We start from the raw sequence: 26,916 nt of genomic DNA, 5'->3' as shown, positions 1-26,916 counted from the left end.
GCCATCCTGTCAGGGTTTGCGCGCCGCTCGTCCCACGGACTCCACCAGCGGCAGCAGCCGGTGTGCGACGCGCTCGCGCAGCGCCACCTCCGTACGGGTGCGGACCACACCCGGCAGCCGGATCAGCCGCTGGATCACGTCCTCGAGATGCGCGTTGTCCCGGGCCGCCACCCGGGTCAGCAGATCCCCGCCGCCGGTGATGGAAAAGGCCTCGATGATCTCGGGTACGGCGGCCAGTGCCTCGCCGACCTCGTCCAGGTGCCCCTGCGTGACCTCGATGTGCACGAAGGCCAGCACCGGATGCCCGAGCGCCGCGGGGGAGAGGACGGGACCGGTTCCGGTGATCACCCCGATGCGCTCCAGCCGGTCCAGCCGGGCCTGCAGGGTGCCGCGCGCGACCCCGAGGATCCGGGCGTACTCGCGGACGCTGGTGCGCGGCTGTTCGATCAGCAGACGCAGGATCCGGGTGTCGAGCTCGTCCACCGCCATGCCGCGACTGTACCAATGGCCCAGAGAGGTGCCTTTCCGGCGGACCGGTGCATCCGCGGGCGGCGGTCCGCCGGAATGCCCTTACGGGTACACGTCGAGCAACGGCGAGGAACGGAGAGAGCGATGAAGGCCACCACCGGTCTGCACTGCCTGGTCACCGGGGCCACCGGCTACATCGGAGGCCGCCTGGTGCCCGAGCTCCTCGACGCCGGACACCGTGTCCGCTGCCTGGCCCGGTCCCCCGAGAAGCTGCGCGACCACCCGTGGGCCGGGCGCACGGAGATCGTCCGCGGCGACGTCACCGACGCCGCGTCCGTCGCGGAGGCCCTGCACGGAATCGACGTCGCCTACTACCTCGTGCACGCCCTCGCCGGCGGATCCGGATTCGAGGACCGCGACCGCCAGGCCGCCCGTATCTTCGCCGAACAGGCCCGCGCGGCCGGCGTCCGCCGCATCGTCTACCTCGGCGGGCTCACCCCGGCCGGGATCCCGGTCCGCGACCTGTCCCCGCACCTGCGCTCCCGCGCCGAGGTCGGGGAGGTCCTCCTCGCCTCCGGGGTGCCGACCACCGTCCTGCGCGCCGCCGTCATCATCGGCTCCGGCTCGGCCTCCTTCGAAATGCTGCGCTACCTGACCGAACGGCTCCCCGTCATGGTCACCCCCAGCTGGGTCGGCACCCGCGTCCAGCCCGTCGCCGTCCGCGACGTCCTGCGCTACCTCGTCGGCAGTGCCGCCATGCCGCCCGAGGTCAGCCGCGCCTTCGACATCGGCGGCCCCGACGTGCTCACGTACGAGGAGATGATGCGCCGCTACGCGGTCGTCGCCTCCCTGCCCCACCGGCTCATCCTGCGCGTCCCGATGCTGACCCCGCGGCTGTCCAGCCACTGGATCGGCCTGGTCACGCCCGTGCCGCGGGCCCTGGCCCGGCCGCTCGCCGAGTCCCTGCGCCACGAGGTCGTGTGCGCGGAGCACGACATCGCGCGGTACGTACCGGATCCGCCCGGCGCCCCGATCGGCATCGACCGGGCCGTGTCCCTGGCCCTGCGGAAGGTGCGCGAGGCGGACGTGACCACGCGCTGGTCCTCCGCCTCCCTGCCCGGTGCGCCCAGCGACCCGCTGCCGACCGACCCCGACTGGGCGGGCGGCAGCCTCTACACCGACCGGCGCGAACGTGCGGTCGACGCCTCGCCCGCCGCGCTGTGGCGGGTGGTGGAGGGCATCGGCGGGGAGAACGGCTGGTACTCGTTCCCGCTGGCCTGGGCCGTACGGGGATGGCTCGACCGGCTCGTCGGTGGGGTCGGCATCCGGCGCGGCCGGCGCGACGCGGCCCGGCTGCGGGTGGGGGACTCCCTGGACTTCTGGCGGGTGGAGGAGATCGAACCGGGCCGCCTGCTGCGGCTGCGCGCGGAGATGCGGCTTCCGGGGCTGGCCTGGCTGGAGATGTGCGCGGACCCGGCGCCGTCCCCGCCGGCGGACCGGGCACCGGGCGCCCGCTACCGGCAGCGGGCCCTGTTCCATCCGCACGGGCTGCTCGGCCATGTCTACTGGTGGAGCGTGTCGCCCTTCCACGCCATCGTCTTCGGCGGGATGGCCCGCAACATCGCCCGCGCCGCGCGCCGCCTGGACGACGAGGCCGCCGCGACCCGTGGCACCGCATCCGAACGGCCGCCATCCGAACGGCCCGCATCCGAACGGCCCGCACCCTCCGAAGTACCCGAAGACAGCCGTCCCCCCGGTCCCGACGCGGAGCGAGAGAACCCATGAACGTCGCGGTGGTCCTGTACACCTCCGACCTGCGCCTGCACGACCACCCGCCGCTGCGCGCGGCCCTCTCCTCCTGCGACCGGGTGGTGCCGCTCTTCGTCCGGGACCGGGCCGTCGACGCGGCCGGTTTCGCCGCGCCCAACCGGCTCGCCTTCCTCGCCGACTGCCTGGCCGACCTCGACGCCGGACTGCGCGAGCGCGGCGGCCGGCTGGTGCTGCGTTCCGGCGACGTCGTCGCCGAAGTCGGCGCCCTGGTCCGGGAGTGCGACGCCGACGAGGTCCACATGGCGGCCGGGGTCAGCGGCTACGCCCAGGCCCGCGAGGAACGGCTGCGCGCCGCGCTCGAAGCCGAGGGCGTGCGGCTCTACGTGCACGAGGCGGTGGTCACGGTCGCCGCCCCCGGGGCCGTACTCCCCGCGGGCTCCGACCACTTCGCCGTGTTCACCCCGTACTTCCGCCGCTGGTCCGAACTCCCGCCCCGCCCCGTCGCCGCCGCGCCGCGCTCCGTCCGCGTACCCGAGGGCATCGGATCCGACCCGCTGCCGCGGCGTGCGGACGTCACCGGGGTCTCCCCGGGCCTCGCCCGCGGCGGCGAGCACGAGGCCCGCGAACTCCTCAGGCGCTGGCTGCGGGCGGGCCTCTCCCGCTACGCGGACGCACACGACGACCTGGCCGGCGACGCCACCTCCCGGCTCTCCCCGCACCTGCACTTCGGCACGCTCTCGCCCACCGAGGCCGTCCACCGCGCCCGCACCGCCGCCACAGGTCCCGCCGCGGACCCCGGCGCCGAGGCTTTCGTCCGGCAGATCTGCTGGCGCGACTTCCACCACCAAGTGCTCGCCGCCCGCCCCGAGACCGCCGTACGGGACTACCGCGACCGCCGTGACCACTGGCGCACCGGGGCGGACGCCGAGGAGGAGACCGAGGCCTGGAAGGAGGGCCGCACCGGCTACCCCGTGGTCGACGCGGCCATGCGCCAGCTCCGCCACGAGGGCTGGATGCACAACCGGGGCCGGCTGCTCACCGCCAGTTTCCTCACCAAGACCCTCTACGTGGACTGGCGGATCGGCGCCCGGTACTTCCTGGACCTCCTCGTGGACGGGGACCTCGCCAACAACCAGCTCAACTGGCAGTGGGCGGCCGGGACGGGCACCGACACCCGGCCCAACCGCGTCCTCAACCCGGTGCGCCAGGGCCTGCGTTACGACCCGGCGGGCCGCTTCGTGCACCGCTGGGTGCCGGAGCTCGCCGGGCTGGACGCACCGAGGGTGCACGAGCCCTGGCGGCTGCCCGCGCCCGAGCGGGCCCGCTACGCCTACCCGGACCCGATCGTGGAACTCGCCGACGGGCTCGACCGGTTCCGGCGCGGACGTGACACGGAGTGAGGCGGGCCCGTCCCCGGAGCCCTATCGTGAGCGGGTGGACCGCGTGCCCCAGACACCCCCGCAGCCCCAGACACCCCCGCAGCCCCAGGGATCACGCCAGCCCCCGCCCCGGCCCGCCGCCGCATTGAGCACCGGCGCGGTCGCCCGCCGCCTCGGGGTCTCGCCGACCACGCTGCGCTCCTGGGAGCGCAGGTACGCGATCGGCCCGGCCCGTCGCGAGCCCGGCCGGCACCGCCGCTGGACCCCGGGGGACATCGCCCGCCTCGAGCTCATGTGCCGGCTCACCGCCGACGGGGTGCCGCCGGCCGAGGCGGCCCGGGCCGCGCTCGGCGGCGCCCCCGGAGCGCGCGGCGCCGTAGCGTCGGGGCCGCCGGCCACACCCGGCGGCCCCGACGCCCTGCCGCTCGGGGCGGTCCGTCCGGAGTGCCGGGGGCTCTCGCGGGCCGCCGTACGCCTGGACGCGCCGACCGTGGCGGAGCTGCTGGAGGCGGCTCTGGCCGAGAACGGCCTGGTCACGGCATGGGAAGAGGTCATCGCACCGACCCTGCACGCGGTGGGCCGCAAGTGGGCCACCGCCGGGGAGCGCTACGTGGAGGTCGAACACCTGCTGTCCTGGCAGATCTCCGCGGCGCTGCACCGGATCCGGCCCCTGCCCGAGCCGCCCCGGAGCCCGCCGGTACTCCTCGCCTGCGTCCCCGGCGAGCAGCACAGCCTCCCCATCGAGGCGCTGACCGCGGCCCTCGGCCAGCGCGGCGTGCCCGCCCGGATGTTCGGGGCCGCCCTGCCCGCCGAAGCCCTGCACGACGCCGTGCGGCGTACCGGCCCGCGCGGCGTCGTCCTGTGGGCGCAGTCCCGTACGACCGCCGACCCGGCGCTGGCCCGGTCGGTGGCCGGCATCGAGTGGGGGCTGCGCGGTGCCCGGGCCCGTCCGGCGCTGCTGCTCGCCGGACCCGGCTGGGGAGCGGAAGCGCGGGGGCCGCGCACCGAGCGGCTGTACGGGCTGCGCTCGGGCCTCGCGGTCATCGAGTCGCTGGCTCGGCCGAGGGCAGGGACCGGCGCAGCCGGTGCAGAGCCCGCCGCATATGGCTCTTGACGGTGCCCAGCGGCAGTCCCGTGCGGTCCGCGATCTGCGTCTGGGTCAGGTCCCCGTAGAAGGCGAGGTGCAGCACCCTCCGCTGCTCCGAAGGCAGTCTGGCCAGCTCCCCGAGGACCAGTACCCGGTCCAGGACCTGCTCCGCCTCCTGGAGCGCCGGACCTCCGGGCGGGCCGGCCGTACCCGGGGAGGCGCGTACGGCGGCCGCGGCCGCCCGGGTCCGCCGGGTCCGCGCCTCCAGCGCGTCCGCCACCTTGTGGCGGGTGATGCCGGTGATCCAGGCCCCGAGCCCGCCGGGGCCGGGCCGGTAGCGGAGCCGGCCGTGCCAGGAGGCCAGGAAGACCTGCTGGGTGACGTCCTCGGCTTCCCGCTCGTCGCCCAGGCACCGGTACGCGATCGAGTGGACCGCGGCCGCCAGCGCCGGTAGACGGCCTCCACGCACCGCTCGTCGCCCGCTGCGAAGCCCGCCGCCAGGTACTCCTCGCGCTCCCTCTCGTCCATGGCCTCGTCCATGGTCCGAGCCTCGCGAGCGCGCACCGAACCGGCCACTCGCAGCGTTTGCGCATCGATTTTGCCCAGCCCGACCGGCACCCGGCACCCGCCACCCGGAACCCGCCGCCCGGCGGCTCAGAGCGCGTGCAGCCTGGGCTGGGGCAGGTAGGCCAGGGCCACCGCCAGCACCAAGGCGCCCGGCGGCACCAGCAGCCAGTTCACCGGCCAGCCGGCCCGCACCAGCAGCGCCCCCGCCATCCCGCCCGCGAACATCGCGAGGACCGCCGCGGCCCGCCGCACCCAGGCTCCCGTCCCGTACCCGAAAGCGCCGTCCTGCCCCAGGGCCGAACCGCCGAGGAAGGAGGTCATGGACCGGGTGACCAGAGTGGTCGGCAGCCCGGGCACGTTCACCCGCATGCTCGTGACATTGCGCATGCCCATCGTCGCGGCCAGCACCGCCGCCACCGCCATGTGCCGCCCGGTCGGCGCCCCGTAATGGGACGCCAGGTTCCAGCCCGCCCCCGCCGCGACCAGGATCAGGCCTCCCTCGATCCCCAGGCCGATCACGAACCAGCGCCGCCCGAGCGCCTCCGACGCGCCTTCGAGCCGGGCCCCGCACACCGCCCCGAAGGCGAAGGCGGCCAGCGACACCGCGGGAGCCAGGGCGGGCAGGCTCCCCTCCCGTACGGCCCCGAAAGCCAGGAACAGCACGTTGCCGGTCTGCATCGCCGTGAACACCGGTCCGAGGGCGAGCAGGCTGACCGCCTCGATCATCCCGGTCACGAAGGTCAGTACGACCAGCAGCGCCGTCAACGGCGGCAGCCGTGACGGGTGCGTGCTCACGTCCATGACGCCCGACAGTGACATGCCGTGCAAATCCTCCGGCGCCGACATGCCGAAGGGCTTAGGGTCCGGAGCATGAGCGACCTGCTGCTGGTGAGGCACGGTGAGACGGCATGGAGCGCCGACGGGCGTCACACCGGACGGACCGACATCCCGCTGACCGCGGCCGGGGTCGAGGAGGCCATCTCGCTGGCCCCGTACTTCCGCGACCGGCACTTCGCCCTGGTGCTGACCAGCCCGCTGCGCCGCGCCGTCGCCACGGCCCAACTCGCCGGACTGAGCGGCGGCGTCACCGACCCCGACCTGTACGAATGGGACTACGGCGGCTACGAGGGCGTCACGACGGCCGAGATCCGGCGGACCCGGCCGCACTGGTCCCTGTGGACCGACGGCGTCCCGCCCGGCGACGCCGAACACCCCGGCGAGAACGCCGCCCAGGTCGGCGCCCGCGCGGACCGTGCCCTGGCCCGGGCGGCCGCGGTCCTCGCCGAGGACCGCGGCGATGCCGTCATCGTCGCCCACGGCCACTTCCTGCGCGTCCTGACCGCCCGCTATCTGGGCCTGCCCCCGCAGGACGGCCGGCTCTTCCTCCTGCGCACCGGCACCGTCAGCGTCCTGTCCACCGAACACGGCCTCCCGGTGATCGCGGGCTGGAACACCCACCCCTGAGCCCGTCCCCAGGTCCCGCGGCCGTCCGCGTGGGATTCTGAAACCGTGCGAGCCCTTGGGGAACTCGAACGGGAACTCCGGACGGGCACCGGCCCGGTGCCGGCGGCCGCGCGCCGCGCCGTCCGGACCACGTTCGCCTCCTGCACCGGCTTCTTCGTGTTCCTGTACGGATTCGACCGCCCGGTCGGCGCCACGTACGCGCTCTTCGGCGCCGTCTCCCTGGCCGGGCTCGCCCGGATCCCGGGCACCGGACGGCAGCGGGCCGCCGTCATGGTCAGGCTGCTCCCGGTGGCCTGCTTCCTGGTGACCCTCGGCACCTTCCTCGCCGTGCGGACCTGGAGCGCCGTCCTCGGCATGGCGGTCGTCGGCTTCTGCCTGGCCTTCTCCGCGGCGGCCGGACCGCGGGCGGCGGGCGCCGCACCCGGCCTCCAGCTGCTCTACATCCTGCCGAGCTTCCCGCCGTACCTCCCGCACACCCTCGGCGAGCGGCTGGGCGGCACCCTCACCGGCCTCCTCCTGCTGATCATCGCCGAGGCGTGGATGCTGCCCGACCCCCGCGTGCCCACGTACGCGGAGCGGGCGGCGGGCGCCGTGGCCGAGGCGGTCCGGTGCGCCGCCGCGCTGCAGCGGCCGCCGTACGTACTGACCGTTCCGGCGTCCGACCGCGCCCGGGCGGCGGCCGAGTCACTGCGCTCCTCCCGCGTCCCGGAGGCGGAGCGGCCCGCCGGACCCGGGCTGCGCGAGCGGGCCCTCGTCCACACCGGACTGACCGCGCGCACCCTGCTCTCCCGGCTGCGGAACCTGCCCGGGCCGGCGGCCGGGCGGGAGCCGAGACGGGCGGGGATCGACCTCCTCGACGCGGTCCGCGCATCGGCGTGCGGTACCGCGACCCTGCTCCACGACGGGCGGCCGCCCGCCACGGACTCGGCGGAACTGCTCCGGCTGCGCGCCCGGAACTCCCGCACCCCCGCCGACCTGCCCGAGTCCCGCCGCCGGCAGGCCGCCCTGCTGGAGGTCGCGGACGCCGCCGTGGCGCTGCGCACCGCGGCGGAGATCGCCGTGCACGGGCGCGGGGCGCATCCGGACGCGGACGCGGCGGACCGGTTCTGGTACGTCCGGCAGAGCGCCGTCCGCCTCTGGTGGCACCGGCTCGCCGCCCACACCGGGCCGCGCTCGGTGTACTTTCAGAACGCCGTACGGATCGCACTGGCCCTCGCCGTGGCCCGTACCGTGGCCGGGATCGACTCCCTTCCGCACGGCTTCTGGGCGATGCTCGCCGTCGTCAGCCTCACCCGGACCACCGCCGTGCAGACCCGGGGCACGGTGCGCAGCGCACTCATCGGCACGTGCGTGGGCGCACTCGCCGCCGGCACGGTCCTCGCCCTGGCCGGCGGGGAGACCACCGTGTACGCGATCGCGCTCGTGCCGCTGATGCTGTTCACGTTCACCGTCGGGCCGGTACGGGGCGTGGGCTGGTCGCAGGCCCTGTTCACGCTGGTCGTCTCCGTCGTCTTCGCCCAGCTGTCCCGGGTCACCTGGCAGCTGGCCGAGGTCCGCTTCCTCGACGTGCTCATCGGCAGCTCGATCGGCATCGTGTGCGGGCTGCTCGCCTGGCCGCGCGGGGCCCAGGACGAACTGGGCCGGGCGGTCGCCGGGATGCTGCGCGCCTGCGCCGACGACGTCGAGTCGACCACTGCCGTGGTCACGGCGCCGGGGCGGCCCGCGGAGCCGCCCGGAGACGAGGAGCACCGGGTCCGGGTCACGCTGGTGATGGCCGAGTCGGCGTACGCCCAGTACCAGGCCGAGACGCAGCGCCCGGCGGGTCCGGGCCCCGACTGGCAGGCCGCGCTGATGACCGGGCATCACGTGCTGTGGGGCGGCGGCCGGGTGCTCGGCAGCGCGGACGGGACACCGCTCGCCCGCGGCGAGGCGGCGGGGCTGCAGGAATACGCGGGCCGCGTCGCGGCCGGACTGCGCCGCGCGGCGGCGGTCGCCGACACCCCGTACAAGAGCCGGGAGGTCCGCCCACCGGGCGGCTCGGGAACCCTCCTGCCGGACGCACTGCCCGCGCCCGGCGAGGCGGCGCCGCCCGACGCCGGGCTCGCGTACTTCGCCACGACGGCCTGGCTGGACTCCCTGACGGCGGACCTGGAGCTCATCGACGCGGGCCGCGCCGCGGCCCGCGTCCCGGGGTGAGCGTCCGGGCCGCGCCGTTTCGGCCGTTTCCCGGCCGCCCGCCCGGGCAGAACCTCCACGGCGTCCGGGCCGGCCGGGCGGCGCAGATCACGGAGCGAGGGTGACGGTGGGGGAGCCGAACAAGCGCGGCACATCCGCGGCGGAGGTCTTCGACGAGGTCGGCGGACGGTACGAGGAGGTGTTCGCACGCGTCCCCGGACAGCTCGCCGCACTGGACTGGCTCACCGCCCGCCTCGCCCCCGGCGCCCGCGTACTGGACGTGGGCAGCGGTACGGGCCGGCCGACCGCCGAGGTGCTCGCACGGGCGGGCTGCGCGGTGACCGGCATCGACGTCTCGGCGCACATGGTCGACCTCGCGCGCACCCGGGTCCCGCAGGCCCGCTTCGAGCAGGCCGACGTCCGCACGTACACGCCCGCGGAGGGCGGCTTCGACGCGGTGTGCTCCTTCTTCCCGCTGCTCGTGATGGGCCAGCGGGAGGTGGCTGCGGCCCTGCCGCGGATGGCCTCATGGGTGGCGCCCGGCGGGTTCCTCGTACTGGGCACCGTGCCGGGGGACATCAGCGACCTCGACATCGTGTGGATGGGCCACGAGGTCACCGTCAGCAGCCTTTCCCCGGCGGAGCACCTGCGGCTGCTGGGCGAGGCCGGGCTGGAGGTGGTGGAGCACCACACCGCGCTGTTCCGCCCCGAAGGCGCCGAGCCGGAAGAGCACTTCTTCTGCCACGCCCGCCGCCCCGCCTGAGCGGGCGGGCGCCGGGCGCTGGTCCGTTGGCCGCGGGTGGCCGAAAAATACCCTCCGGTACTGGGCCAATGGACCAGTGATGCGGAGCTGTGTTGAGCCAGTGGGCCTCCGGATGCTTATCTGTGTCGTATCCATGTACTTACGGCGCCGCGCAGCGCCGGGCGGCAACGAGGCCGGTCCGGAGCGCGGTGCCTTCGCCGTGCCCGCCTGCCGCCCACCACCCCCGGGCGGACGCCGGGCCGGCGCGCACCACTGCAAGGGGGGCGGCACACCGCCGTGAAGAGGATGTTCGTGGCTCCGGATCCGGGGCGCCTGAGAATGCGGAACTCGCTGCGGGCCGTGCTGGGCATCGGGCTCGCCGTCGCCGTGTCCGAGGTCTGCGGCCTCTCCCTCACCGCCTCCATCACCGGTGGACTGGCGGCCCTGCTGACCCTGTTCACCGTGCTCGACCCGACCGTGCGGGCCCAGCGGGTGACCAGCGCCCTGCTGCCCGCCGCCGGATTCCCCGTCCTCGCGCTGGCCACCACCCTCCACGGGACGCCGCTCGCCCGGGACGCCGCCTTCCTCGCCGTCGTGTTCGCCGGGGTCTACGCCCGCCGCTGGGGGCCGCGCGGGCACGCCCTCGGGATCTTCGGCTTCATGATGTTCTTCGTCACGCAGTTCCTGCACGCCGTACCCGCCCAGCTGCCCGAGCTGTACGCCGCCGTAGGGCTGTCGCTGCTCTCCGCCGGAGCGGTGCGGTTCGTCTTCTGGCCGATCGAGCGGCGTACCCCGCCGCCGGCCGCGCCGCCGGGCCTGCCCGGCACCGGCCTGGCCCGGCCGACCACGCGGCAGGCCTTCCAGGCCACCGCCGCCTGTGCCTTCGCGCTCGGCATCGGCCAGGCGCTCTCCGACGACCGCTGGTACTGGGCCGTCGGCACCGCCTGGTGGATCTTCGTCAACACCGCCTCCCGCGGCGAGACCCTCGTCCGCGGGTTCCGCCGGGTCGTCGGCACGGTCGTCGGCATCGCCGCCGGGCTGCTGATCGCCGTACCCCTGCACGGCGCGCCCGCGCCCACCGCGGCCCTGGTCGCCGTATGCGTCTTCGGGATCTTCTACACGGCGGCGCCCTCGTACTCCTGGATGATGTTCTTCGTCACCGTCATGGCCGGACTGCTCTACGGACTCCTCGGCGTCCTCCACCCCGGCCTGCTGCTCCTTCGCTTCGAGGAGACCGCGATCGGCGCGCTGGGCGCGGCCCTCGCCGTGGTGCTCGTCCTCCCGGTGACCACGCACGCCGCCAACGACGCCTGGATCCAGCGCGCCCTGCACTGCGTACGGGCCTCCACGGCGGCCGCCCTCGACCGCCTCGCCGGGGACCCTGACGCCGACCCCGCCCCGCACGCGGCCGAACTCGAACTGCTGCTGGCCCGGGTGCGCATGGCCCTCGCGCCCCTCGTCCACCCGCTGAGCCCGCTGCGCGCCCGCAAGGCCCGGGCCCGCCAGGTCCTCGCGCTGCTCGACGACTGCGCCCGAGAGGTGCGCGGACTGGCGGCCGTCGCCGCCGACCCGCAGGCCTCGCACGACGCCCGCCTCGCCGCCGCCTGCTGGCGGGTGGAGACCGCCGTCGAGGCGCTGACCGCCCCGCGGGCCGCGACGGAACGAGCCGTTCCCGTCCACCCCCGGCCGGCCGGATCGGAACCGGCCCTCGCGCACCTGCACGGCCTGGAGCACGCCCTCGCCGCCCTGCACACCCCCCTGCGCACCGACCCGCGCGCCCCCCTCGCCGTCGGCGCCTGACCCCGCCCCGCGCCTGATCCACGAGGTCAGGGCCCTGATGGCGGCGGATCTTACGCCCTGTCAGGCCCCCTCCGCAGGGCAATGGCCCGAAGATCACCCGGTGGAGTTGTTCCGGCCGCACGTGCGGTATCCCGCTGACCTGCGGCATGTACAACGGGTGTCTGTTGGTAGCACGTTCATCCGGCACGCAAGGGTGGATCTGGTCGGACAGGGGGTAACCGCCCGGGATGGAAATACTTCAACAGCGCTCGACCACAGCCCAAGTGTGGGAAGCGGCCGAGGAGTTCATCCGACTCTTCCACCGGGAGAGTCCGCAGGCGGGTGATCCGCGGGCCCGGCTCGCCGCCGTACGGGCCGAGCTCGCGGACACCGGAAGCTACCGGCACACCCCGCAGGAGCTCGTCCACGGGGCTCGTGTCGCCTGGCGCAACAGCAACCGCTGTATCGGCAGGCTGTACTGGAACTCGCTGCGGGTGCGCGACCGCCGCGATCTCACCGACGCCGACGAGATAGCCGCCGAGTGCTTCGAGCACCTGCGCGACGCGACCAACGGCGGCCGGGTCAGACCCACCATCACCGTCTTCGCCCCGGACGCCCCGGACCGCCCCGGCCCGCTGATCTGGAGCGAGCAGCTCGTCCGGTACGCCGGCTACGGCGACCACCACTCCGTCACCGTGGGCGACGCCCGCAACGCACCGCTCACCAGCGCGCTGCTCGGCCTCGGCTGGACCGGGGGCGCGGGCACCCCCTTCGATCTGCTGCCGCTGGTGGTCCAGGGCGCCGACGACAAGCCCCGCTGGTTCGACACCCCCGCGGACGCCGTGCTGGAAGTCCCGATCGAGCACCCCGACGACGCCGGCTGGGCGGGCTGGGGGCTGCGCTGGCACGCCGTACCCGCCATCTCCAACATGTGCCTGGAGATCGGCGGCATCCACTACCCGGCCGCGCCCTTCAACGGCTGGTACATGGGCACCGAGATCGGCGCCCGCAACCTCGCGGACACCGACCGGTACAACCTCCTCCCCGCCGTCGCCCGGCGCCTCGGCCTCGACACCGCCAGCGACCGCTCGCTGTGGAAGGACCGCGCGCTCGTCGAGCTCAACCGGGCCGTGCTGCACTCCTTCGACCGGGCCGGGGTCACCATCGCGGACCACCACACCGAATCCCGGCGCTTCCTCAGCCACATGGAGCGAGAGGAGCGCAAGGGGCGCGAGGTGGGCGCCGACTGGTCCTGGATCGTGCCGCCGATCTCGGGCTCCGCGACCCCGGTCTTCCACCGCACGTACGAGGACCGGCCCAGCTCGACGGCGTACGTGCACCACCCGGGTGCGCAGGAACGGGCCCAAGGACGGGATCTGGTCTAGACCCTTCTGTTACCGTCGGCTCCGCACGGATCGATCCGGACGGTGGAGAGGGGATCTTGTGGACGGCACCGAAGGCGCGGACGGCAGGGGCCGGAGCGGCGGACTGCGGGCCCACATCGGCTCGTTCACCTCGGGAGGCGGCCGCGGCATCACCACCGCGGCCGTGGACCCGGCGACCGGTGCGCTGACCCTCCTCTCCGCCACCGACGCGGTCGCGGACCCCTCGTACCTCGCCCTCGACCGGGCCGCCGGGGTGCTCTACGCCGTGAGCGAGACGGAGCGGGGCGCGGCCGCTGCCTTCCGGCCCACCCCCGAGGGCCTCACCGCACTCGGCCCCGCCGTCCCCGTCGGCGGCTCCGGACCGACCCACCTCAGCGTGGCCGGACGCCGGCTGCTGACCGCCAACTACAGCTCCGGCAGCGTCAGCAGCCTGCCCCTCGCCGCGGACGGCAGCCTCTCCGGGCCCCCCTCGGTCCTCGCGCACGAGGGCTCCGGCCCCGACACGAGCCGCCAGGAACGGCCGCACGCCCACCAGGTGCTGCCCGATCCGAGCGGCCGCTGGGTGCTCAGCGTGGACCTCGGCACCGATTCGGTCCGGGTCTGCGCGCCGGACCCGGCCACCGGGGCGCTGCGCCTGCACGGCGAGACCGCGCTGCGCGCCGGGACGGGCCCGCGCCACCTCGCCTTCCACCCGGGCGGCGAGGTGGCCTACGTGCTGCACGAGCTGGAGCCGCAGCTGACCGTCTGCCGCTGGAACGCGGACTCCGGGCAACTGGAACCGATCGTCGAGGTTCCGGTCGCGCCTGTGGCCCCTCCGGGGGCCGTACGGGCCTACCCCTCGGCCGTGGTGGCTTCGCCCGACGGCCGCTTCGTGTGGGCGGCCGTGCGCGGCGCCGACGCCATCGCCACCCTCTCGCTCGCCGACGGGGCCGGGAAGCCGCAGCTCACGAGCAGCGTGGACTGCGGCGGCAGCTGGCCGCGGGACCTCGCCGCCGACCCCTCGGGGCGCCGGCTGTACGCCGCCAACGAGCGCTCCGGCGACGTCACCTGGTTCGACGTGGACCCGCTCACCGGCAGGCCGCGCCGGGCCGGCTCGGTGGCGGTGCCCGCCGCGGCCTGCGTGGTCTTCGCCTGACCCGGCCGTACGCGCAAGCACGGACGAGGGCCCGCGCCCCGGGAGTCGAAACCCGGGCGCGGGCCCTCGTACGAGCGGATCCGTGCGGGATCAGTGGGCGGCTGCGCCCTGGGCGAGGCCGAGCGCCGCGGAGTACTGGGTGACGACCAGCTTGCCGAGCGCCGAGTAGGCCCCGAGCACCTCGGCGGCCGCGCAGTCGGCCTCCTTGCAGGCCGTGTCCAGCAGCCCCTCGGCGGCCTCCGGGCCGATCAGGTAGGGAGCCAGCGCGAGCTGCGTCGAGCCCTCGCTGCGCAGCTGCTCGGCGACCGCGGCCACCGAGCCCTCCTGGTCGAGCGCGGCGGCCTTGACCGGCACCGCGAGGCGCGCGGCCAGCAGCATGCCGGTGACCGCGGCGGCCTGGACGGCCTCGTCGCCACCGGTGGTGGCCACGATGATGCCGTCGGCGGCGGTGGTGACGGTGAACAGCCGGGCGCGGTCGGCGCGGGCCAGACCGGCCTCGGAGAGCCGTACGTGCAGGCCCTCGGCGAGCAGCGGGTGCGGGCCGAGCACCTCGGCCAGCTCGACGGCGGCCGAGGAGTCCATGACGGCCTGGCGCATCCGGCGCAGCAGGTCGGCGTCGGTGCCGGCGAGCAGCGGGACGACCACGGCGTCCGGGCCGGTCGGCGCGGGTACCTCGTGGCCGGCGGCGCGCGCGAACTCCGCGCGGGCGATGCGCTCGGCCGCGACCGAGGTCAGGACACGGGAGAGGGCCGGGAACTCGGAGCCGTCGGCGTCATCGCCCTCGAGGAAGCCGATGCGGGCGTCGAGGCCCGGCAGCTCGGAGCGGCCGATGCTGACGATCTCTTCCGCGAGCCCCCGAGAGGCGGCGGAAGGGGCACCGGGCACGGCGAGCACCAGCGCGGGCGCGCCCTCGGGCGCCACCGCGGGCTCGGGTCGGCGGTGCCGTCCGGCAGGGCGGGGACGCGGCATTCGTACGGGCAGGCCATTCGCGGGCCCAGTGGGGGAGCTCATGGCGCCGCATGCTACTGGCTTATCGGAACCGAGTGTTCGGGCAGGGCCTCAACGGGCGGCTTCTGTCCGTATTTATCCAGGGAATGTCGTATACCGTTCAACCGAAAGGTCAACCTGCGGCCGGAAGCCGCCAGTCCACCGGCTGGGCTCCCTGGCGGACCAGCAGGTCATTGGTCTTGCTGAACGGCCGCGAGCCGAAGAAACCGTTGGCGGCGGACATGGGGGAGGGATGGACGGACTCCACGGCCGGCAACTCGCCGAGCAGCGGCCGCAGATTGCGGGCGTCCCTGCCCCACAGCACCGAAACGAGCGGCTTCCCGCGCGCGGCCAGCGCCCGGATGGCCTGCTCGGTGACGGCCTCCCAGCCCTTGCCCCGATGGCCCCCGGTCTTGCGCGGGGCGGTGGTCAGCGCACGGTTCAGCAGCAGCACGCCCTGCCGGGCCCACGGGGTCAGGTCCCCGTTCGCCGGGCGGGGCACCCCGAGGTCGGCATACAGCTCGCGGAAGATGTTGTCGAGGCTGGGCGGCCACGGGCTGACCTCGGGCGCCACGGAGAAGGACAGGCCCATCGCGTGCCCCGGGGTGGGGTACGGGTCCTGGCCGACGATGAGCACCCTCACCTCGTCGAAGGGCTGCTGGAAGGCGCGCAGTACGTTCGCCCCGGCGGGCAGGTACGTCCTCCCGGCCGCGATCTCGGCGCGCAGGAAGTCGCCCATCGCGGCGATCTGCGTCGCCACCGGCTCCAGAGCCCGGGCCCAGCCCGGCTCGACGATCTCGTTCAACGGTCGTGCTGCCACGGCGAGTCACTCTACTGGCCGATCGGGCGCGGGACGACCGCCGCCCGGACGCACAGGACGTCGGGCAGGTGCTCGGCCATGAGCCGCCAGCTGTCCCCGTCGTCGTGGCTGGCGTACAACTCGCCGTTGCGGTTGCCGAAGTAGACCCCGGCCGGGTCCCCGTCGTCCGTGCACAGGGCGTCCCGCAGCACCGTCCCGTAGTGGTCCCCGGCCGGCAGCCCGCGGGTGAGCGGCTCCCAGGTCGCGCCCGCGTCCCGGGTGCGGAACACCCGGCACCGGTGCTCCGCCGGGACCCGGTCGGAGTCGGCGTTGAGCGGGAAGACGTACGCGGTGTCGGGCCGGTGCGGGTGCGCCGCCACCGCGAAGCCGAAGTCGGAGGGCAGGCCGGCGCCGATGTCGGTCCACCGGGCCCCGCCGTCGTCGCTGCGGTACACGCCCCAGTGGTTCTGCAGGTAGAGCCGCTTCCGGTCCCCGGCGTCCTGGGCGACCTTGTGCACGCACTGGCCGAACTCCGGATGCGGATCCGGCAGGAACACCGCCGAGACGCCTTCGTTGGACGGGGTCCAGCGGGCGCCGCCGTCCCGGGTCCGGAACACCCCGGCGGTGGAGACCGCCACCATCACCTCGTCGGGGTCGGCCGGATCCGTCAGCACCGTGTGCAGCCCCTCACCGCCGCCGCCCGGTACCCAGCTCCCGCGGCTCGGGTGCTCCCACAGGGGCCGGACCAGCTCGAAGGACTCCCCGCGGTCCGTCGAGCGGAACAGGGCGGCGGGCTCGGTCCCCGCGTACACCACGTCCGGCGCCTCGGGGCCGGCCGGATGCAGCTGCCAGACCCGCTCCAGGGAGGCCCCGGTGTCCTTCGGGAACTTCACGGCGGGGGCGGCGGGCTCGTGCCAGCTCGCCCCGAGGTCGTCGGAGCTGAACATGGAGGGCCCCCAGTGCGAGCTGTCCGCGCCGACGAGCAGCCGGGGTACGGGGCCCCGCCGGTCGACCGCGACGGCGTACACGGCCTGGGCGTTGAAATGGGGCCCGTCGAGCTCCCAGGGGCCTTCGCCGCGCCTGCGGCCGATGAACAGCCCCTTGCGGGTCCCCGCGAGCAGGATCACATCCGACATGATCGACACCTCCGGACTTCGTCGTCCCGGCCGTCGTGCTGCGTACCGTTCCCGCCAGTCTGCACCCGGCCACCGACAGCGGCCGGTCCGCCGATCCGGTGCTCCGAGCAGTCGGTCGGCATCGATCAACAGGCGTATTCAAAGGGTGGCTACTTGATCGTAGGAGGCCGAAAGGGGTTGACTTCCACCTCTGCCACCGCACGCGAGAGGCAATACGTGCCCACCGAGCACCTGTCACCGCTCGACCTCGCCTTCTGGCGGATCGAATCCGCCGCCCACCCCATGCACCTCGGCGCCCTCGTGGTCTTCGAACCCGCCCCGCAGGACGCCGCCGGCGCCGGTCCGGGCCCCGACGCGGGCCCGGACCCCGCCGTCCGCGCCGCCGCACTGCTCGCCGCCCGCTGCGCCACCGTCCCCGGCCTGCGCCGGCGCATCCACGACGTGCTGCTGCCGATCGGCGCGGCGGCCTGGTCGCCCGACGCGGACTTCGACGCCGCCCGGCACGTGTTCCTCGTCCGCACCCCCGACCCGCGGGCCGCCGCCGGGCCCCTCATGGCGCGGCCGCTGGACCGGGGCCGGCCGCCCTGGGAGGCGCACGTCCTGGCCGGACCCGATCCGGGCTCCTTCGCGGTGCTCTTCAAGTTCCACCACGCCCTCGCCGACGGACTCGGGGCCCTCGCGCTGGCCGCCATGCTCTTCGACGAGGGCCCGGCCGCACGGGGTCCCGCGCGCCCGGTCCCGGATCCGCAGCCCACGGCCGGCTCTGCCCTGCGCAGCCTCCCCGGCATGCTGGCGGCCCGGGTCCAGGACGTCGGCCAGGCCCTGGAGATCGGCGCCTCCGTGGCCCGCGCCGGACTGCCCCTCGGGGTCCCGGCGGCCCTGACGGCCGCCCCGGCGCGGACCGGCACCCGCGCGGTCGCCGGCCTCGCGCTCGACCTCGACGACGTCAACCGCATCCGGAAGGTAGCCGGGGGCACCGTCAACGACGTGCTGATCGCCCTCGTGGCCGGCGCCCTGCGGCGCTGGCTGCTGGGCCGCGGCGACCCGGAGCCCGAGGGGCCCGGCCCGCGCGCCCTGATACCGGTATCCCGCCGCCGGCCCGGCGGTGCGGCGAAGTACGGCAACCGGCTCTCCGGCTACCTGCTCCGGCTCCCGCTCGCGGAGCCGGACCCGCTGCTGCGCCTGGACCGGGTGCGGCTCGGCATGGACCGCAACAAGGAGGCCGGACCCGCCCGCGGCGCCGGAGCCGTCGCCCTGCTCGCCGACCACGTCCACCCGCTCGGCCACCGGCTCGGCGGCCCCCTGGTCGCCCAGGCGGCCCGGATGCTCTTCGACATCCTGGTCACCAGCGTCCCGCTGCCCGGCTTCACCTTCTCGCTCGGAGGCAGCCGGGTCCGGGAGGTCTATCCACTGGCCCCGCTCGCCCGCGGCCACTCCCTCGCGGTCGCGGTCTCCACATACAAGGGCACGGTCCACTACGGCCTGGTCGCCGACGCGGCCGCCGTACCGGATCTGGCGGCCCTCGCGGAGGCGCTGCGCGCCGAGCTCGACGAGCTTGTACGAGAGGTCTCGTAGTACGGAAGGAATCGTAGTACGCTGACTCTCGTACAAGTCGCCGATCCGCGGCGTGCCCGGCCACCTCCGGAGAGTCCTTCATGAGTGCTGCCCCCATCGCCCCCGCCACCCACGCCGAGGCCCTCTTCGCGCCCTTCGCCCTGCGCTCGGTCACCGCGCCGAACCGGGTCTGGATGGCGCCGATGTGCCAGTACGTGGCCGAGGCCTCGGGTCCGGACGCGGGCGTGGCCCACGCCTGGCACTTCGCCCACTACGCCGCCCGCGCGGTGGGCGGCACCGGGCTGATCCTCCAGGAGGCCACCGCAGTCTCCCCGGAGGGCCGGATCTCGCCGTACGACCTCGGCATCTGGAACGACGCGCAGGTCGAGGCGCTGCGCCCGATCACCTCCTTCATCAAGGCCCAGGGCGCCGTCCCGGGCATCCAGATCGCCCACGCCGGGCGCAAGGCCTCGACCGGCCGGCCCTGGGAGGGCGGCGGATACGTCAGCCCCGAGGCGGGCGGCTGGCTGCCGAGCGCCCCGAGCCCGGTGCCGTTCGCCGAGGGCGACCCGGTGCCGCACGAGCTGACGGCCGCCGAGATCCACGAGATCACCGGCCAGTTCGCGGCTGCCGCGCGGCGCGCGCTGGCCGCCGGCTACGAGGTCGTCGAGATCCACGGCGCCCACGGCTACCTCATCGGCCAGTTCCTCTCCTCGCAGATCAACCGGCGCACCGACGCGTACGGCGGCTCCTTCGAGAACCGGGCCCGCCTCGCCCTCGAAGTCGTCGACGCCGTACGGGCGGTGTGGCCCGAGGAGCTCCCGCTGTTCTTCCGGATCTCCGCCACCGACTGGCTGGAGGAGACCGGCTGGACCTCCGAGGACACGGTCCGGCTGGCCGCACTGCTGCAAGGCCGCGGCGTGGACCTCCTGGACGTGTCCACCGGCGGCATGGCCCCCAAGGCGGACATCCCGGCCGCGCCCGGATTCCAGGTGCCGTTCGCGGCCGAGGTCAAGGCCCGGACCGGCCTCCCGGTGGCCGCCGTCGGGCTGATCACCGAGCCGGGGCAGGCCGGCGGGATCCTGGCCGACGGGCAGGCGGACGCGGTCCTGCTGGGCCGCGAGCTGCTGCGCGACCCGTACTGGGCGCGCACCGCGGCCGCCGCCCTGGGCGCCGAACGGGCCCTCGAAGCGGGCGCCGGGGTACGGGTGCCCGTCTCGTACCACCGCGCCTGGTAGCCGGGCCCGCTGCCGGTCCTTCGGGTGGCAGTCGATGTACTACGGTGGCTCTCGTACAAGCAGGGGAGCCGGGCGAGACGAGGGCAGACGTGACGGATACGGCCACCACCCGCACGCTCGCCCATCCCGGGCTCGCCGAGATCCGGCTCGAAGCGGTGCTGCACGCGCTGTCGGACCCGATCCGGCTGTCCATCGTGCGGGACCTCGCGGCCACCCCGGACGAGCTGGCGTGCTCGTACTTCGACCTGCCGGTCACCAAGTCGACGACCACGCACCACTTCCGCGTCCTGCGGGAGGCCGGTGTGGTCCGCCAGGCCTACCGGGGGACGGCGAAGATGAACGGCCTGCGCGGCGCGGAGCTGGAGGGCCTGTTCCCGGGGCTGCTCGACAGCGTGCTCGCGGCGGCCGCCGCGGAAGAGGCCCGCCGGGCCGGCTGAGAGGTGTCCGCGAGCACCGGCCCGGCCCGGTTCAGGCGCCCGCGGCCGCGTTCGCCGCGGCCAGCAGGCCCGGCCAGTCCGGGATCTTCACCGAGCGGCGGCCCAGCGAGCGCCCGAGATCGGCCTCCGCCGTCTCGATCGCCAGCCAGCCCGGCCACTCCACCGGGTGCAGCCCCGCCGCCCGCAGCGCGTCCAGCGGGTCGCCCGGCAGCTCCCGCCGGGCCAGCGCCGGCGCGTCCTGGAGCAGCGAGGACGCCGTCTCCTTGGCGCAGGGCCGGTTGGTGCCGATCACCCCGGTCGGGCCGCGCTTGATCCAGCCCGCCACGTACTCGCCCACCGAGGCCCGGCCCTCGCGCAGCACCCGGCCCGCGGCGTGCGGGACCGTGGCCCTGACCGGGTCGAACGGCAGACCGGGCAGCGGAACCCCCTGGTAGCCCACCGAGCGCAGCACCAGCTGCGCCTCGACGTCCTCGTACGCGCCCGTCCCGGTGACCCCGCCCCGGCCGTCCGGGGCGGTCCGCTCGAAGCGCATCCCGGCGACCCGGCCGCCGGGGCCGGCCAGCACCTCCACCGGGCGCAGGTAGAACCGCAGGTCGATCCGGCGCTGCGCCGCGCCAGGGTCCTGCCCGGCCCAGCCGCGCAGCACCTCCAGGTTGCGCCGGGCCACCGCGGGCAGTGCGGCGGCCGCGCCCTGGTCGGCGTACGCGGGGTCGAGTGCCAGCTCGGCGGGGTCCACGACGGCGGCCACACCCGGCAGCGTGCCCAGCTCCCGCAGCTCCTTGGTGGTGAACTTGCCCTGCGAGGGCCCCCGTCGGGCCACCATCGACACGGACTGCACCCCGCTGTCCGCGAGTGCGCCCAGGGCCGGCTGCGGCATGTCGGTCGGGGCCAGCTCCGGCTCGCCCCGGGCCAGCATCCGCGTCACGTCCACCGCGACGTTGCCCGCTCCGACGACCACCGCCGAGCCCACTCCGGGCAGGTCGAAGGCCTCGGCCACGGCGTCCGGATGCCCGCTGTACCAGGCGACGAAAGCCGTCGCGGAGTGCACTCCGGCCAGCTCCTCGCCGGGGATGCCGAGCAGCCGGTCGCGCGCCGCGCCCACGCAGTACACCACCGCGTGGTACAGCTCCAGCAGCCGTGCGGTGCTCAGGTGCTCCCCGCCGACCTCGACGTTGCCGAGGAAGCGGATCCGTTCGTCCTCCAGCACGGTGCGCAGGCTGCCCTGGAGCGATTTGATCTTCTCGTGGTCGGGGGCCACCCCGTAGCGCACCAGCCCGTACGGCGCCGGCAGCCGGTCCAGTACGTCGACGCGGACGCCGGGCACCTCACGCTGCTGTACGAGTGTCTGAGCGGCGTAGACCCCGCTGGGGCCCGAACCGACGACGGCGACACGAAGCACGGCGGAGCTCCTCCCGCAGGTGCTCCCAGCATGCCACCGGGTCCGGCGGCCGTCAGCCCATCGCGCGCATCCGGTGGATCTCGGCGGTCTGGGTGGCCACCACCTCGTTGGCCATCTCCTCCACCGCGCCGTTGTTCCCGGCGGCCAGCGCCTCGCCCGCCATCTTCACGGCGCCCTCGTGGTGGGCGGTCATCAGGGTGAGGAAGAGCCTGTCGAATTCGGGGCCCTTCGCCGCGGCGAGCCGGCTCAGCTGCTGCTCGGTCGCCATGCCGGGCATCGCGCCGTGGTCGTGGTCGTGGTCGTGGCCGGCGGCCGGGGCCCCGGAGGGCGCCGGGTAGCGGGCCAACCATTTCTCCATGGCGCCGATTTCGGGCTTCTGGGCGGCCGAGATGCGCTCGGCGAGCCGTTTGACCCCGTCCGCCGAGGCCCTCTCCGGGGCCAGCGCGCTCATGGTGAGGGCCTGCCGGTGGTGTTCGACCATGTGCCGCACGTAGGCCCGGTCGGCCGCATTGGGGCTGTCGTCCGGCTGCGCCTTCGCGGCTTCCCCGGGGGAGAGGGTGCGGGCCTTCTCGCCCGGTCTGCCGGGGGCGATGACCGCCGCGCCGCCGTCCTTCGACCCGCCGCCGCCGTCCCCGCCGTCGCAGCCGGCCAGGGCGAGCAGGATCCCGGCGGCCACGGCCGCCGCGGTCGTCCGGCCGAGTGACCCTTTTGCCATGTCCATGAAGGGAACATACTGCCGGGGTCCGCTCCAGTACCCCGGCGGGCACGTTCCCGTCACGAGCGGAACCGATCGGATTCCCCTGGGAGGGCGCAGTGACCTCGAAGCACACCACCAGAGTGCGGCACAGGAGCCTGGGAGCGGCCGTGGCCGCGGCCGGGCTGCTGACCACGCTGTTCGCGGCCGGTCCCGCGGCCGCCACCCCCGATCCCGGGGAGTTATCGCCCGGCAGCGCTTCCGTGCGGGGCGCGGACCCGGCGGCGGGCGGCCGCGTACTCGCCCCCGGTGAGATCCCCGGCCAGGACGAGATCGTGCACAGCGCCAACGTCAAGCACCTGGCCAACATCCCGAGCACCTATCCGGGCGTCATCAACACCGACCTGGCGTTCCAGGGCAAGTACGCCTACGCCGGCAACTACAACGGCTTCACCATCTACGACATCGGCAACCCGAAGGCCCCGAAGACCGTCAGCCAGGTGCTCTGCCCCGGCGGCCAGAACGACGTCTCCGTCCAGGGGGACCTGCTCTTCCTCTCCACCGACTCCTCGCGCAGCGACGACTCCTGCAACAGCGTCTCGCAGCCCGCGACCGAGAAGTCCTCGTGGGAGGGCATCAAGATCTTCGACATCAAGGACAAGAAGAACCCCAAGTACATCAAGTCCGTCGAGACCAACTGCGGCTCCCACACCCACACGCTGGTGCCGGGTGAGCGCGACATCTACCTCTACGTGTCCTCCTACTCGCCGAACGAGGCGTTCCCCGACTGCCAACCGCCGCACGACGGCATCTCCGTGATCAAGGTCCCGAAGAAGCATCCGACGCAGGCGGCCGTCGTGGCCTTCCCCGTCCTCTTCCCGGACGGCGGCAACCCCGGCGGGGCCGCCAACCCCGGGGTCACCAAGACCACCGGCTGCCACGACATCACCGTGTTGCCGTCGAAGAAGCTGGCCGCCGGCGCCTGCATGGGCGACGGCATCCTCTTCGACATCAGCAAGCCCGAGCAGCCGCGGGTGATCGACCGGGTACAGGACAACGTGAATTTCGCGTTCTGGCACTCGGCGACCTTCAACGAGAAGGCCGACAAGGTGGTGTTCACCGACGAGCTGGGCGGCGGGGGCGGCGCCACCTGCAACGAGGCCACCGGCCCGAACCGCGGGGCCGACGGCATCTACGACATCACCGGCCGCGGCGACCAGCGCAAACTCGTCTTCCGCAGCTACTTCAAGATCCCGCGCCTGCAGGCCGACACCGAGAACTGCGTGGCCCACAACGGCTCGCTGATCCCGGTCGGCGGCGGCCGCGACATCATGGTCCAGTCCTGGTACCAGGGCGGCGTCTCGGTGTGGGACTTCACCGACTCCGCCCGGCCCAAGGAGATCGGCTACTTCGAGCGCGGCCCGCTCACCACGGACCGGCTCGGACTCGGCGGGTCCTGGTCGGCGTACTACTACAACGGGTACGTCTACTCGAACGACATCGTCAAGGGCCTCGACGTGCTGCGGATCGACGACTGGCGCACCGAGAGCGCCAAGTGGGTGTGGATGGACCGGCTGAACGTCCAGACGCAGCCCGAATACCACTGACCCGAGGTGCACTAGCCCGCCGAGGGACCCGCCGAGGGAAACGCTGCGCCGGGCGGCCCGCCGTCCGGCGGGAAGCCGAGCTCCCACTCCAGCCCGTACCGCTGGAACAGCTCCGCCCGCAGCCGCGCCATCGGCATCGGAGCCCCCGGCAGCAGGACGGCGACCACCGCGCCCATCAGCAGAGCCCGCAGCAGCGGGTAGTCGGTGTCCACGTCCGCCGATCCGTACCGCGTGACCGTGTCCCGGAGCAGCTCCGCCAGCCGCCGCTGCTCCGGGCACTGCACGAAGCCCTCGGCCTGGAGGATGCCCGCCATGTGCGTCCGCATCAGCAGCGGCTCGTCCCGGGCGAGCCCGAGGATCGCGTCGATCGCGCGGGCGAGCCGCTCGCGGCCGTCGTCGCTGCGCGGCTCGCGCTCCAGGGCGGCGTCCAGCCTCAGGTGCATCAACCGGTGCACCGCCGACTGGAGGAGCTGGCGTTTGCCCGGGAAGTAGTACGAGACCAGGCCGCGGGCCGCGCCCGCCCTGTCGGCGATGTCGCCGAGCGTCGTGGCCTCGTAGCCGCGCTCGGCGACGAGTTCGACCGTGGCCTGGAGCAGCCGCTCCCGGGAACGTCTGCGCAATTCTTCATTGACCGATGCGCTGCGCGGGGACATGCTTACTCCTGCGTTGACTGGCTCCCAGCCAATATACTCAGCGCACGGGGTCGCCTGCTCTGGGTGACGCGGGGGATCACCCAGAGCAGGGACTTCCAAACCTCGGGGCAACGACCGCTTTCGGCCTGTCCGCAACCGGGCGGGCGCGAGCGGGCCCGGTGGATCGCGAGCAGACCCGGTGGATCAGGCGAGCGCGCTCAGGCCCGGCATCAGGGCCACCACCAGTGGGACGGCCGGGACCAGTGTGGCCAGTGCCGTGAGGCGAAGCCGACGGCCCGCCGACAGCCGCGGCGCCGCCGACAGCAGCCGCCGCACCCGCTCGGACACGTGCGGCTGCGGGCTCGGGCAGGGCCCGAACACCCCCCGGTCCTCGTTGAGCCCGACCAGCGCCAGCGCGATCGTCAGCCTCCCGAACCGCCGCGAGGCCACGTCGTCGGCGGCCAGCTCGACGAGCCGGTGCATCTCCGCCTCGAACGCCGCGAACACCGGCACCTGCGGGAATCCCCCGGCCAGCGCCCGCGAGCAGTGCAGCAGCCAGTCGTGCCGGGCCTGCGCGTGCCCCTGCTCGTGCGCCAGTACGGCGTCCAGCTGGCTCCCCTTGAGCCGTCCGAGCGCCGCCGTGGTCACCACCAGCTGAGGGGCGGCGCCCGGCAGCCACCACGCGTCGGGCCGCTCCCCCTCCAGGACCACGAGCCGAGCCCCGGCCGGGTCCTCCCCGGGCAGCAGCGGCGCCCGTACGAGCAGTTCGGCGCCCTGCGCCCGGCGCCGGGCCCGGGCCCGCAGCACCTCCCCGGTCAGCCGGGCCCCCGTCCACAGCCCGCCGCCGGCCAGCACCAGCGCGGTCCCCACGGCCCACGGGCCGCCGGTCGGACCCAGGGCGTACGCGTCGACCACCCCGTGCGGGGCCGCCGCGAAGAGCCGGCCCCGGACCGCCAGCCAGGCGGCGGCCGCGCTCAGCAGCATCGACAGGGCGAAGCACAGGAGCACCGAGCCCACCACGCACTGCCACACCCACAAGGCGACGACGGGCTCCCGCTCGGGCCAATCGGCCCGGGCCAGCAGACGGGGAGCGAGCACCGCGGTCAGTGCGCCGAGCAACAGGAGTGCGGCGGGGACCATCATGTCCGCCAGCCTATGAGCGCGGGGCTACCTGCCGGTACGGCCTTTCGGGATTGGTGACGCAGGACACGTTTGTCCACCCCGGCCCGGAGCTTCACAGACTCAGGAGCATCGCCAACATCCCGATCCCCATGGCGAGTCGGCACGCCCGCGTCAGCTCCGCGGGCTTCACGGACGGCCCGCCCGCGACCGGCTGCGCACCCCCGCCCTCCGTCACCAGCCGGGCCCCGCCGAGCAGCACGTACCCCGCGAAATAGAGGAGCAGTGCCCCGGTGACGAGCGGCGGCCCACCACCGTGCCCGTGCCCGGCGGTCATCGTCAGCGCCATGTACGCCATGGCCAGCGAGCCGACCAGGTGGTGTGCGTGGTGCACCCCGCCCCGCAGCAGCCACAGGGCGTGCAGCACGGCCCCGCAGAAGACGGCCAGCAGGATCCCGGGCCCCCACGGACCGACGCCCGGAGGCACGGCCATCACCGCCATCCCGAACCCCATCAGCGCCTCGCCCGCCGCCCCGCCGCGGGCCTCCCGCTCCGCTCTGCCCGCCCGCCGCAGGCAGTACGCACCGCTCGCCGCGCACAGCAGGACGAGCAGCCACGCGGAGAGGGAAGCGGGAAGGGACATGGCGGGACCGTGCACGGCGGAACCTCCCGGTTCGTCGGCGTCACGGGAAGAGATGCCCCGGCCCGGACGCCCGCACGCCGCCCCGGGTTAGGCTCTCCTTGCCGCACCGGGCATGTCATATGCCGCTGAGCTGAACGGAGCCCCCCGATGTCGACCGCTCACCCCACCGCCCTGAACTTCCGCAGTGCCGTGGAGGCGGACGTACCGGACCTGGTGGCTCTCGTCGAGTCCGCCTACCGCGGAGACGCCAGCCGCGCCGGCTGGACCACCGAGGCGGACGTCCTGGACGGGCAGCGCACCGACCCCGAGGGCGTCCGCGCGGTCATCGGCGGCGCCGACGGCGTCCTGCTCGTCGTCGAGCGCGCCGGCGAGCTCGTCGCCTGCTGCCAGCTCGAACACCGCGGCGACCACGCCTACTTCGGGATGTTCGCGGTCCGTCCGGGGCTGCAGGGCGGCGGCCTCGGCAAGGAGATCCTCACCGAGGCCGAGCGCCGCGCCCGCGAGACGTGGGGCGCCAAGGAGATGCGGATGACGGTGGTGAACGTACGGGAGGAGCTCATCGCGTACTACGTGCGGCGCGGCTACCGCCGCACCGGCGAACTGAGCCCCTTCCCCTACGGCGACGAGCGCTTCGGCGTCCCGCTCCGCGACGACCTGGCCTTCGAGCTGCTGGTCAAGCCGCTGTAGCGCGGAGAGGGAAACCGGGAGCGGGACACCGGG

Annotated in this window: 24 protein-coding genes and 1 pseudogene; 14 read left to right on the top strand and 11 right to left on the bottom strand. The window is 74.6% G+C overall.

Features of this window, described 5'->3' with window-relative positions:
- Positions 1-9: 9 nt before the first annotated feature.
- The gene (locus ACFXGI_RS01085) at positions 10-489 is read right to left on the bottom strand and encodes an Lrp/AsnC family transcriptional regulator (protein WP_384701372.1); all 480 of its coding nucleotides are present in this window, start codon (positions 487-489) and stop codon (positions 10-12) included.
- A 123-nt stretch (positions 490-612) separates the two neighbouring features.
- Here ACFXGI_RS01085 and ACFXGI_RS01080 point away from each other — a divergent pair, with 123 nt between their 5' ends.
- The 3 genes from ACFXGI_RS01080 (at position 613) to ACFXGI_RS01070 (ending at position 4,731) form a co-directional block, all read left to right on the top strand.
- Positions 613-2,253 carry an SDR family oxidoreductase gene (locus tag ACFXGI_RS01080; RefSeq protein WP_384701369.1) on the top strand — a complete coding sequence of 547 codons (1,641 nt, stop codon included), beginning with the start codon at positions 613-615 and terminating at the stop codon, positions 2,251-2,253.
- Positions 2,250-3,638 carry a cryptochrome/photolyase family protein gene (locus ACFXGI_RS01075; protein WP_384701366.1) on the top strand — a complete coding sequence of 463 codons (1,389 nt, stop codon included), beginning with the start codon at positions 2,250-2,252 and terminating at the stop codon, positions 3,636-3,638. Before ACFXGI_RS01080 ends, ACFXGI_RS01075 begins: the two co-directional genes overlap by 4 nt.
- Before the next feature lie 124 nt (positions 3,639-3,762).
- The gene (locus ACFXGI_RS01070; RefSeq protein ID WP_384701825.1) at positions 3,763-4,731 is read left to right on the top strand and encodes a MerR family transcriptional regulator; all 969 of its coding nucleotides are present in this window, start codon (positions 3,763-3,765) and stop codon (positions 4,729-4,731) included.
- Here the strand turns inward: ACFXGI_RS01070 and ACFXGI_RS01065 are convergent.
- Together ACFXGI_RS01065 and ACFXGI_RS01060 are read right to left on the bottom strand one after the other, a co-directional pair.
- Positions 4,658-5,244: pseudogene (locus ACFXGI_RS01065) on the bottom strand (RNA polymerase sigma factor). The gene ACFXGI_RS01070 and the pseudogene ACFXGI_RS01065 sit on opposite strands and share 74 nt — an antisense overlap.
- A gap of 114 nt (positions 5,245-5,358) precedes the next feature.
- Positions 5,359-6,090, bottom strand: coding sequence for a YoaK family protein (locus ACFXGI_RS01060; RefSeq protein WP_384701363.1), 732 nt, complete (start codon positions 6,088-6,090; stop codon positions 5,359-5,361).
- A gap of 51 nt (positions 6,091-6,141) precedes the next feature.
- Between ACFXGI_RS01060 and ACFXGI_RS01055 the strand changes: the two genes are divergently transcribed.
- The 6 genes from ACFXGI_RS01055 (at position 6,142) to ACFXGI_RS01030 (ending at position 13,951) form a co-directional block, all read left to right on the top strand.
- Positions 6,142-6,735, top strand: coding sequence for a histidine phosphatase family protein (locus ACFXGI_RS01055; protein WP_384701360.1), 594 nt, complete (start codon positions 6,142-6,144; stop codon positions 6,733-6,735).
- A gap of 45 nt (positions 6,736-6,780) precedes the next feature.
- Entirely contained in the window at positions 6,781-8,931 is a 2,151-nt protein-coding gene (locus ACFXGI_RS01050; protein ID WP_384701357.1) for an FUSC family protein, read from the top strand.
- A 100-nt stretch (positions 8,932-9,031) separates the two neighbouring features.
- On the top strand, positions 9,032-9,673 hold the full coding sequence (locus tag ACFXGI_RS01045) for a class I SAM-dependent methyltransferase (RefSeq protein ID WP_384701354.1): 642 nt from the start codon (positions 9,032-9,034) through the stop codon (positions 9,671-9,673).
- A 285-nt stretch (positions 9,674-9,958) separates the two neighbouring features.
- Positions 9,959-11,452: an FUSC family protein gene (locus ACFXGI_RS01040; RefSeq protein ID WP_384701822.1), complete on the top strand. Its 1,494-nt coding sequence runs from the start codon at positions 9,959-9,961 to the stop codon at positions 11,450-11,452.
- Between the two features lie 227 nt (positions 11,453-11,679).
- Positions 11,680-12,816 (top strand): nitric oxide synthase oxygenase, encoded by a 1,137-nt coding sequence (locus tag ACFXGI_RS01035; protein WP_384701351.1) that lies wholly within the window; start codon positions 11,680-11,682, stop codon positions 12,814-12,816.
- A gap of 58 nt (positions 12,817-12,874) precedes the next feature.
- Complete coding sequence (locus ACFXGI_RS01030; protein WP_384701348.1) at positions 12,875-13,951, top strand: lactonase family protein; 1,077 nt, start codon at positions 12,875-12,877, stop codon at positions 13,949-13,951.
- Positions 13,952-14,041: 90 nt separating this feature from the next.
- On the opposite strand, the gene ACFXGI_RS01025 is transcribed toward ACFXGI_RS01030, so the two are convergent.
- The 3 genes from ACFXGI_RS01025 to ACFXGI_RS01015 all read right to left on the bottom strand — a co-directional run bounded on the left by ACFXGI_RS01025 (position 14,042) and on the right by ACFXGI_RS01015 (position 16,873).
- A complete protein-coding gene (locus tag ACFXGI_RS01025) occupies positions 14,042-14,962 on the bottom strand; it encodes a sirohydrochlorin chelatase (protein ID WP_384701345.1) in 921 nt (306 codons plus the stop codon).
- 109 nt (positions 14,963-15,071) lie between these two features.
- Positions 15,072-15,758 (bottom strand): uracil-DNA glycosylase, encoded by a 687-nt coding sequence (locus ACFXGI_RS01020; protein ID WP_384701342.1) that lies wholly within the window; start codon positions 15,756-15,758, stop codon positions 15,072-15,074.
- An 11-nt stretch (positions 15,759-15,769) separates the two neighbouring features.
- Positions 15,770-16,873 (bottom strand): WD40/YVTN/BNR-like repeat-containing protein, encoded by a 1,104-nt coding sequence (locus ACFXGI_RS01015; protein WP_384701339.1) that lies wholly within the window; start codon positions 16,871-16,873, stop codon positions 15,770-15,772.
- Positions 16,874-17,089: 216 nt separating this feature from the next.
- Between ACFXGI_RS01015 and ACFXGI_RS01010 the strand changes: the two genes are divergently transcribed.
- The 3 genes from ACFXGI_RS01010 (at position 17,090) to ACFXGI_RS01000 (ending at position 20,102) form a co-directional block, all read left to right on the top strand.
- Positions 17,090-18,448: a wax ester/triacylglycerol synthase family O-acyltransferase gene (locus ACFXGI_RS01010; RefSeq protein ID WP_384701819.1), complete on the top strand. Its 1,359-nt coding sequence runs from the start codon at positions 17,090-17,092 to the stop codon at positions 18,446-18,448.
- A gap of 80 nt (positions 18,449-18,528) precedes the next feature.
- Positions 18,529-19,665 (top strand): NADH:flavin oxidoreductase/NADH oxidase, encoded by a 1,137-nt coding sequence (locus ACFXGI_RS01005; protein ID WP_384701335.1) that lies wholly within the window; start codon positions 18,529-18,531, stop codon positions 19,663-19,665.
- A gap of 89 nt (positions 19,666-19,754) precedes the next feature.
- A complete protein-coding gene (locus ACFXGI_RS01000) occupies positions 19,755-20,102 on the top strand; it encodes an ArsR/SmtB family transcription factor (RefSeq protein ID WP_384701332.1) in 348 nt (115 codons plus the stop codon).
- A 31-nt stretch (positions 20,103-20,133) separates the two neighbouring features.
- Here the strand turns inward: ACFXGI_RS01000 and ACFXGI_RS00995 are convergent, their stop codons facing one another.
- Together ACFXGI_RS00995 and ACFXGI_RS00990 are read right to left on the bottom strand one after the other, a co-directional pair.
- On the bottom strand, positions 20,134-21,501 hold the full coding sequence (locus ACFXGI_RS00995; RefSeq protein ID WP_384701330.1) for an FAD-dependent oxidoreductase: 1,368 nt from the start codon (positions 21,499-21,501) through the stop codon (positions 20,134-20,136).
- Between the two features lie 52 nt (positions 21,502-21,553).
- Complete coding sequence (locus ACFXGI_RS00990) at positions 21,554-22,222, bottom strand: DUF305 domain-containing protein (protein WP_384701327.1); 669 nt, start codon at positions 22,220-22,222, stop codon at positions 21,554-21,556.
- 92 nt (positions 22,223-22,314) lie between these two features.
- On the opposite strand from ACFXGI_RS00990, the gene ACFXGI_RS00985 reads away from it, so the two are divergent.
- Entirely contained in the window at positions 22,315-23,802 is a 1,488-nt protein-coding gene (locus tag ACFXGI_RS00985) for an LVIVD repeat-containing protein (protein ID WP_384701324.1), read from the top strand.
- Between the two features lie 11 nt (positions 23,803-23,813).
- On the opposite strand, the gene ACFXGI_RS00980 is transcribed toward ACFXGI_RS00985, so the two are convergent.
- From ACFXGI_RS00980 to ACFXGI_RS00970, 3 genes are all read right to left on the bottom strand, one after another.
- Positions 23,814-24,455, bottom strand: a complete 642-nt coding sequence (locus ACFXGI_RS00980; RefSeq protein WP_384701321.1) for a TetR/AcrR family transcriptional regulator — start codon at positions 24,453-24,455, stop codon at positions 23,814-23,816.
- 183 nt (positions 24,456-24,638) lie between these two features.
- Positions 24,639-25,577, bottom strand: coding sequence for a M56 family metallopeptidase (locus ACFXGI_RS00975; protein WP_384701318.1), 939 nt, complete (start codon positions 25,575-25,577; stop codon positions 24,639-24,641).
- A gap of 91 nt (positions 25,578-25,668) precedes the next feature.
- Positions 25,669-26,196, bottom strand: coding sequence for a DUF5134 domain-containing protein (locus ACFXGI_RS00970; protein ID WP_384701314.1), 528 nt, complete (start codon positions 26,194-26,196; stop codon positions 25,669-25,671).
- Positions 26,197-26,343: 147 nt separating this feature from the next.
- Here ACFXGI_RS00970 and ACFXGI_RS00965 point away from each other — a divergent pair, with 147 nt between their 5' ends.
- Positions 26,344-26,883 (top strand): GNAT family N-acetyltransferase, encoded by a 540-nt coding sequence (locus ACFXGI_RS00965; protein ID WP_384701311.1) that lies wholly within the window; start codon positions 26,344-26,346, stop codon positions 26,881-26,883.
- Positions 26,884-26,916 lie beyond the last annotated feature (33 nt).

The sequence above is a fragment of the Streptomyces sp. NPDC059355 genome, from assembly GCF_042752335.1.
Classification (GTDB): Bacteria; Actinomycetota; Actinomycetes; order Streptomycetales; family Streptomycetaceae; genus Streptomyces.
The sequence above is the reverse complement of the archived record's forward strand: the minus strand, read 5'-3'. Positions and strand labels throughout refer to the sequence as shown.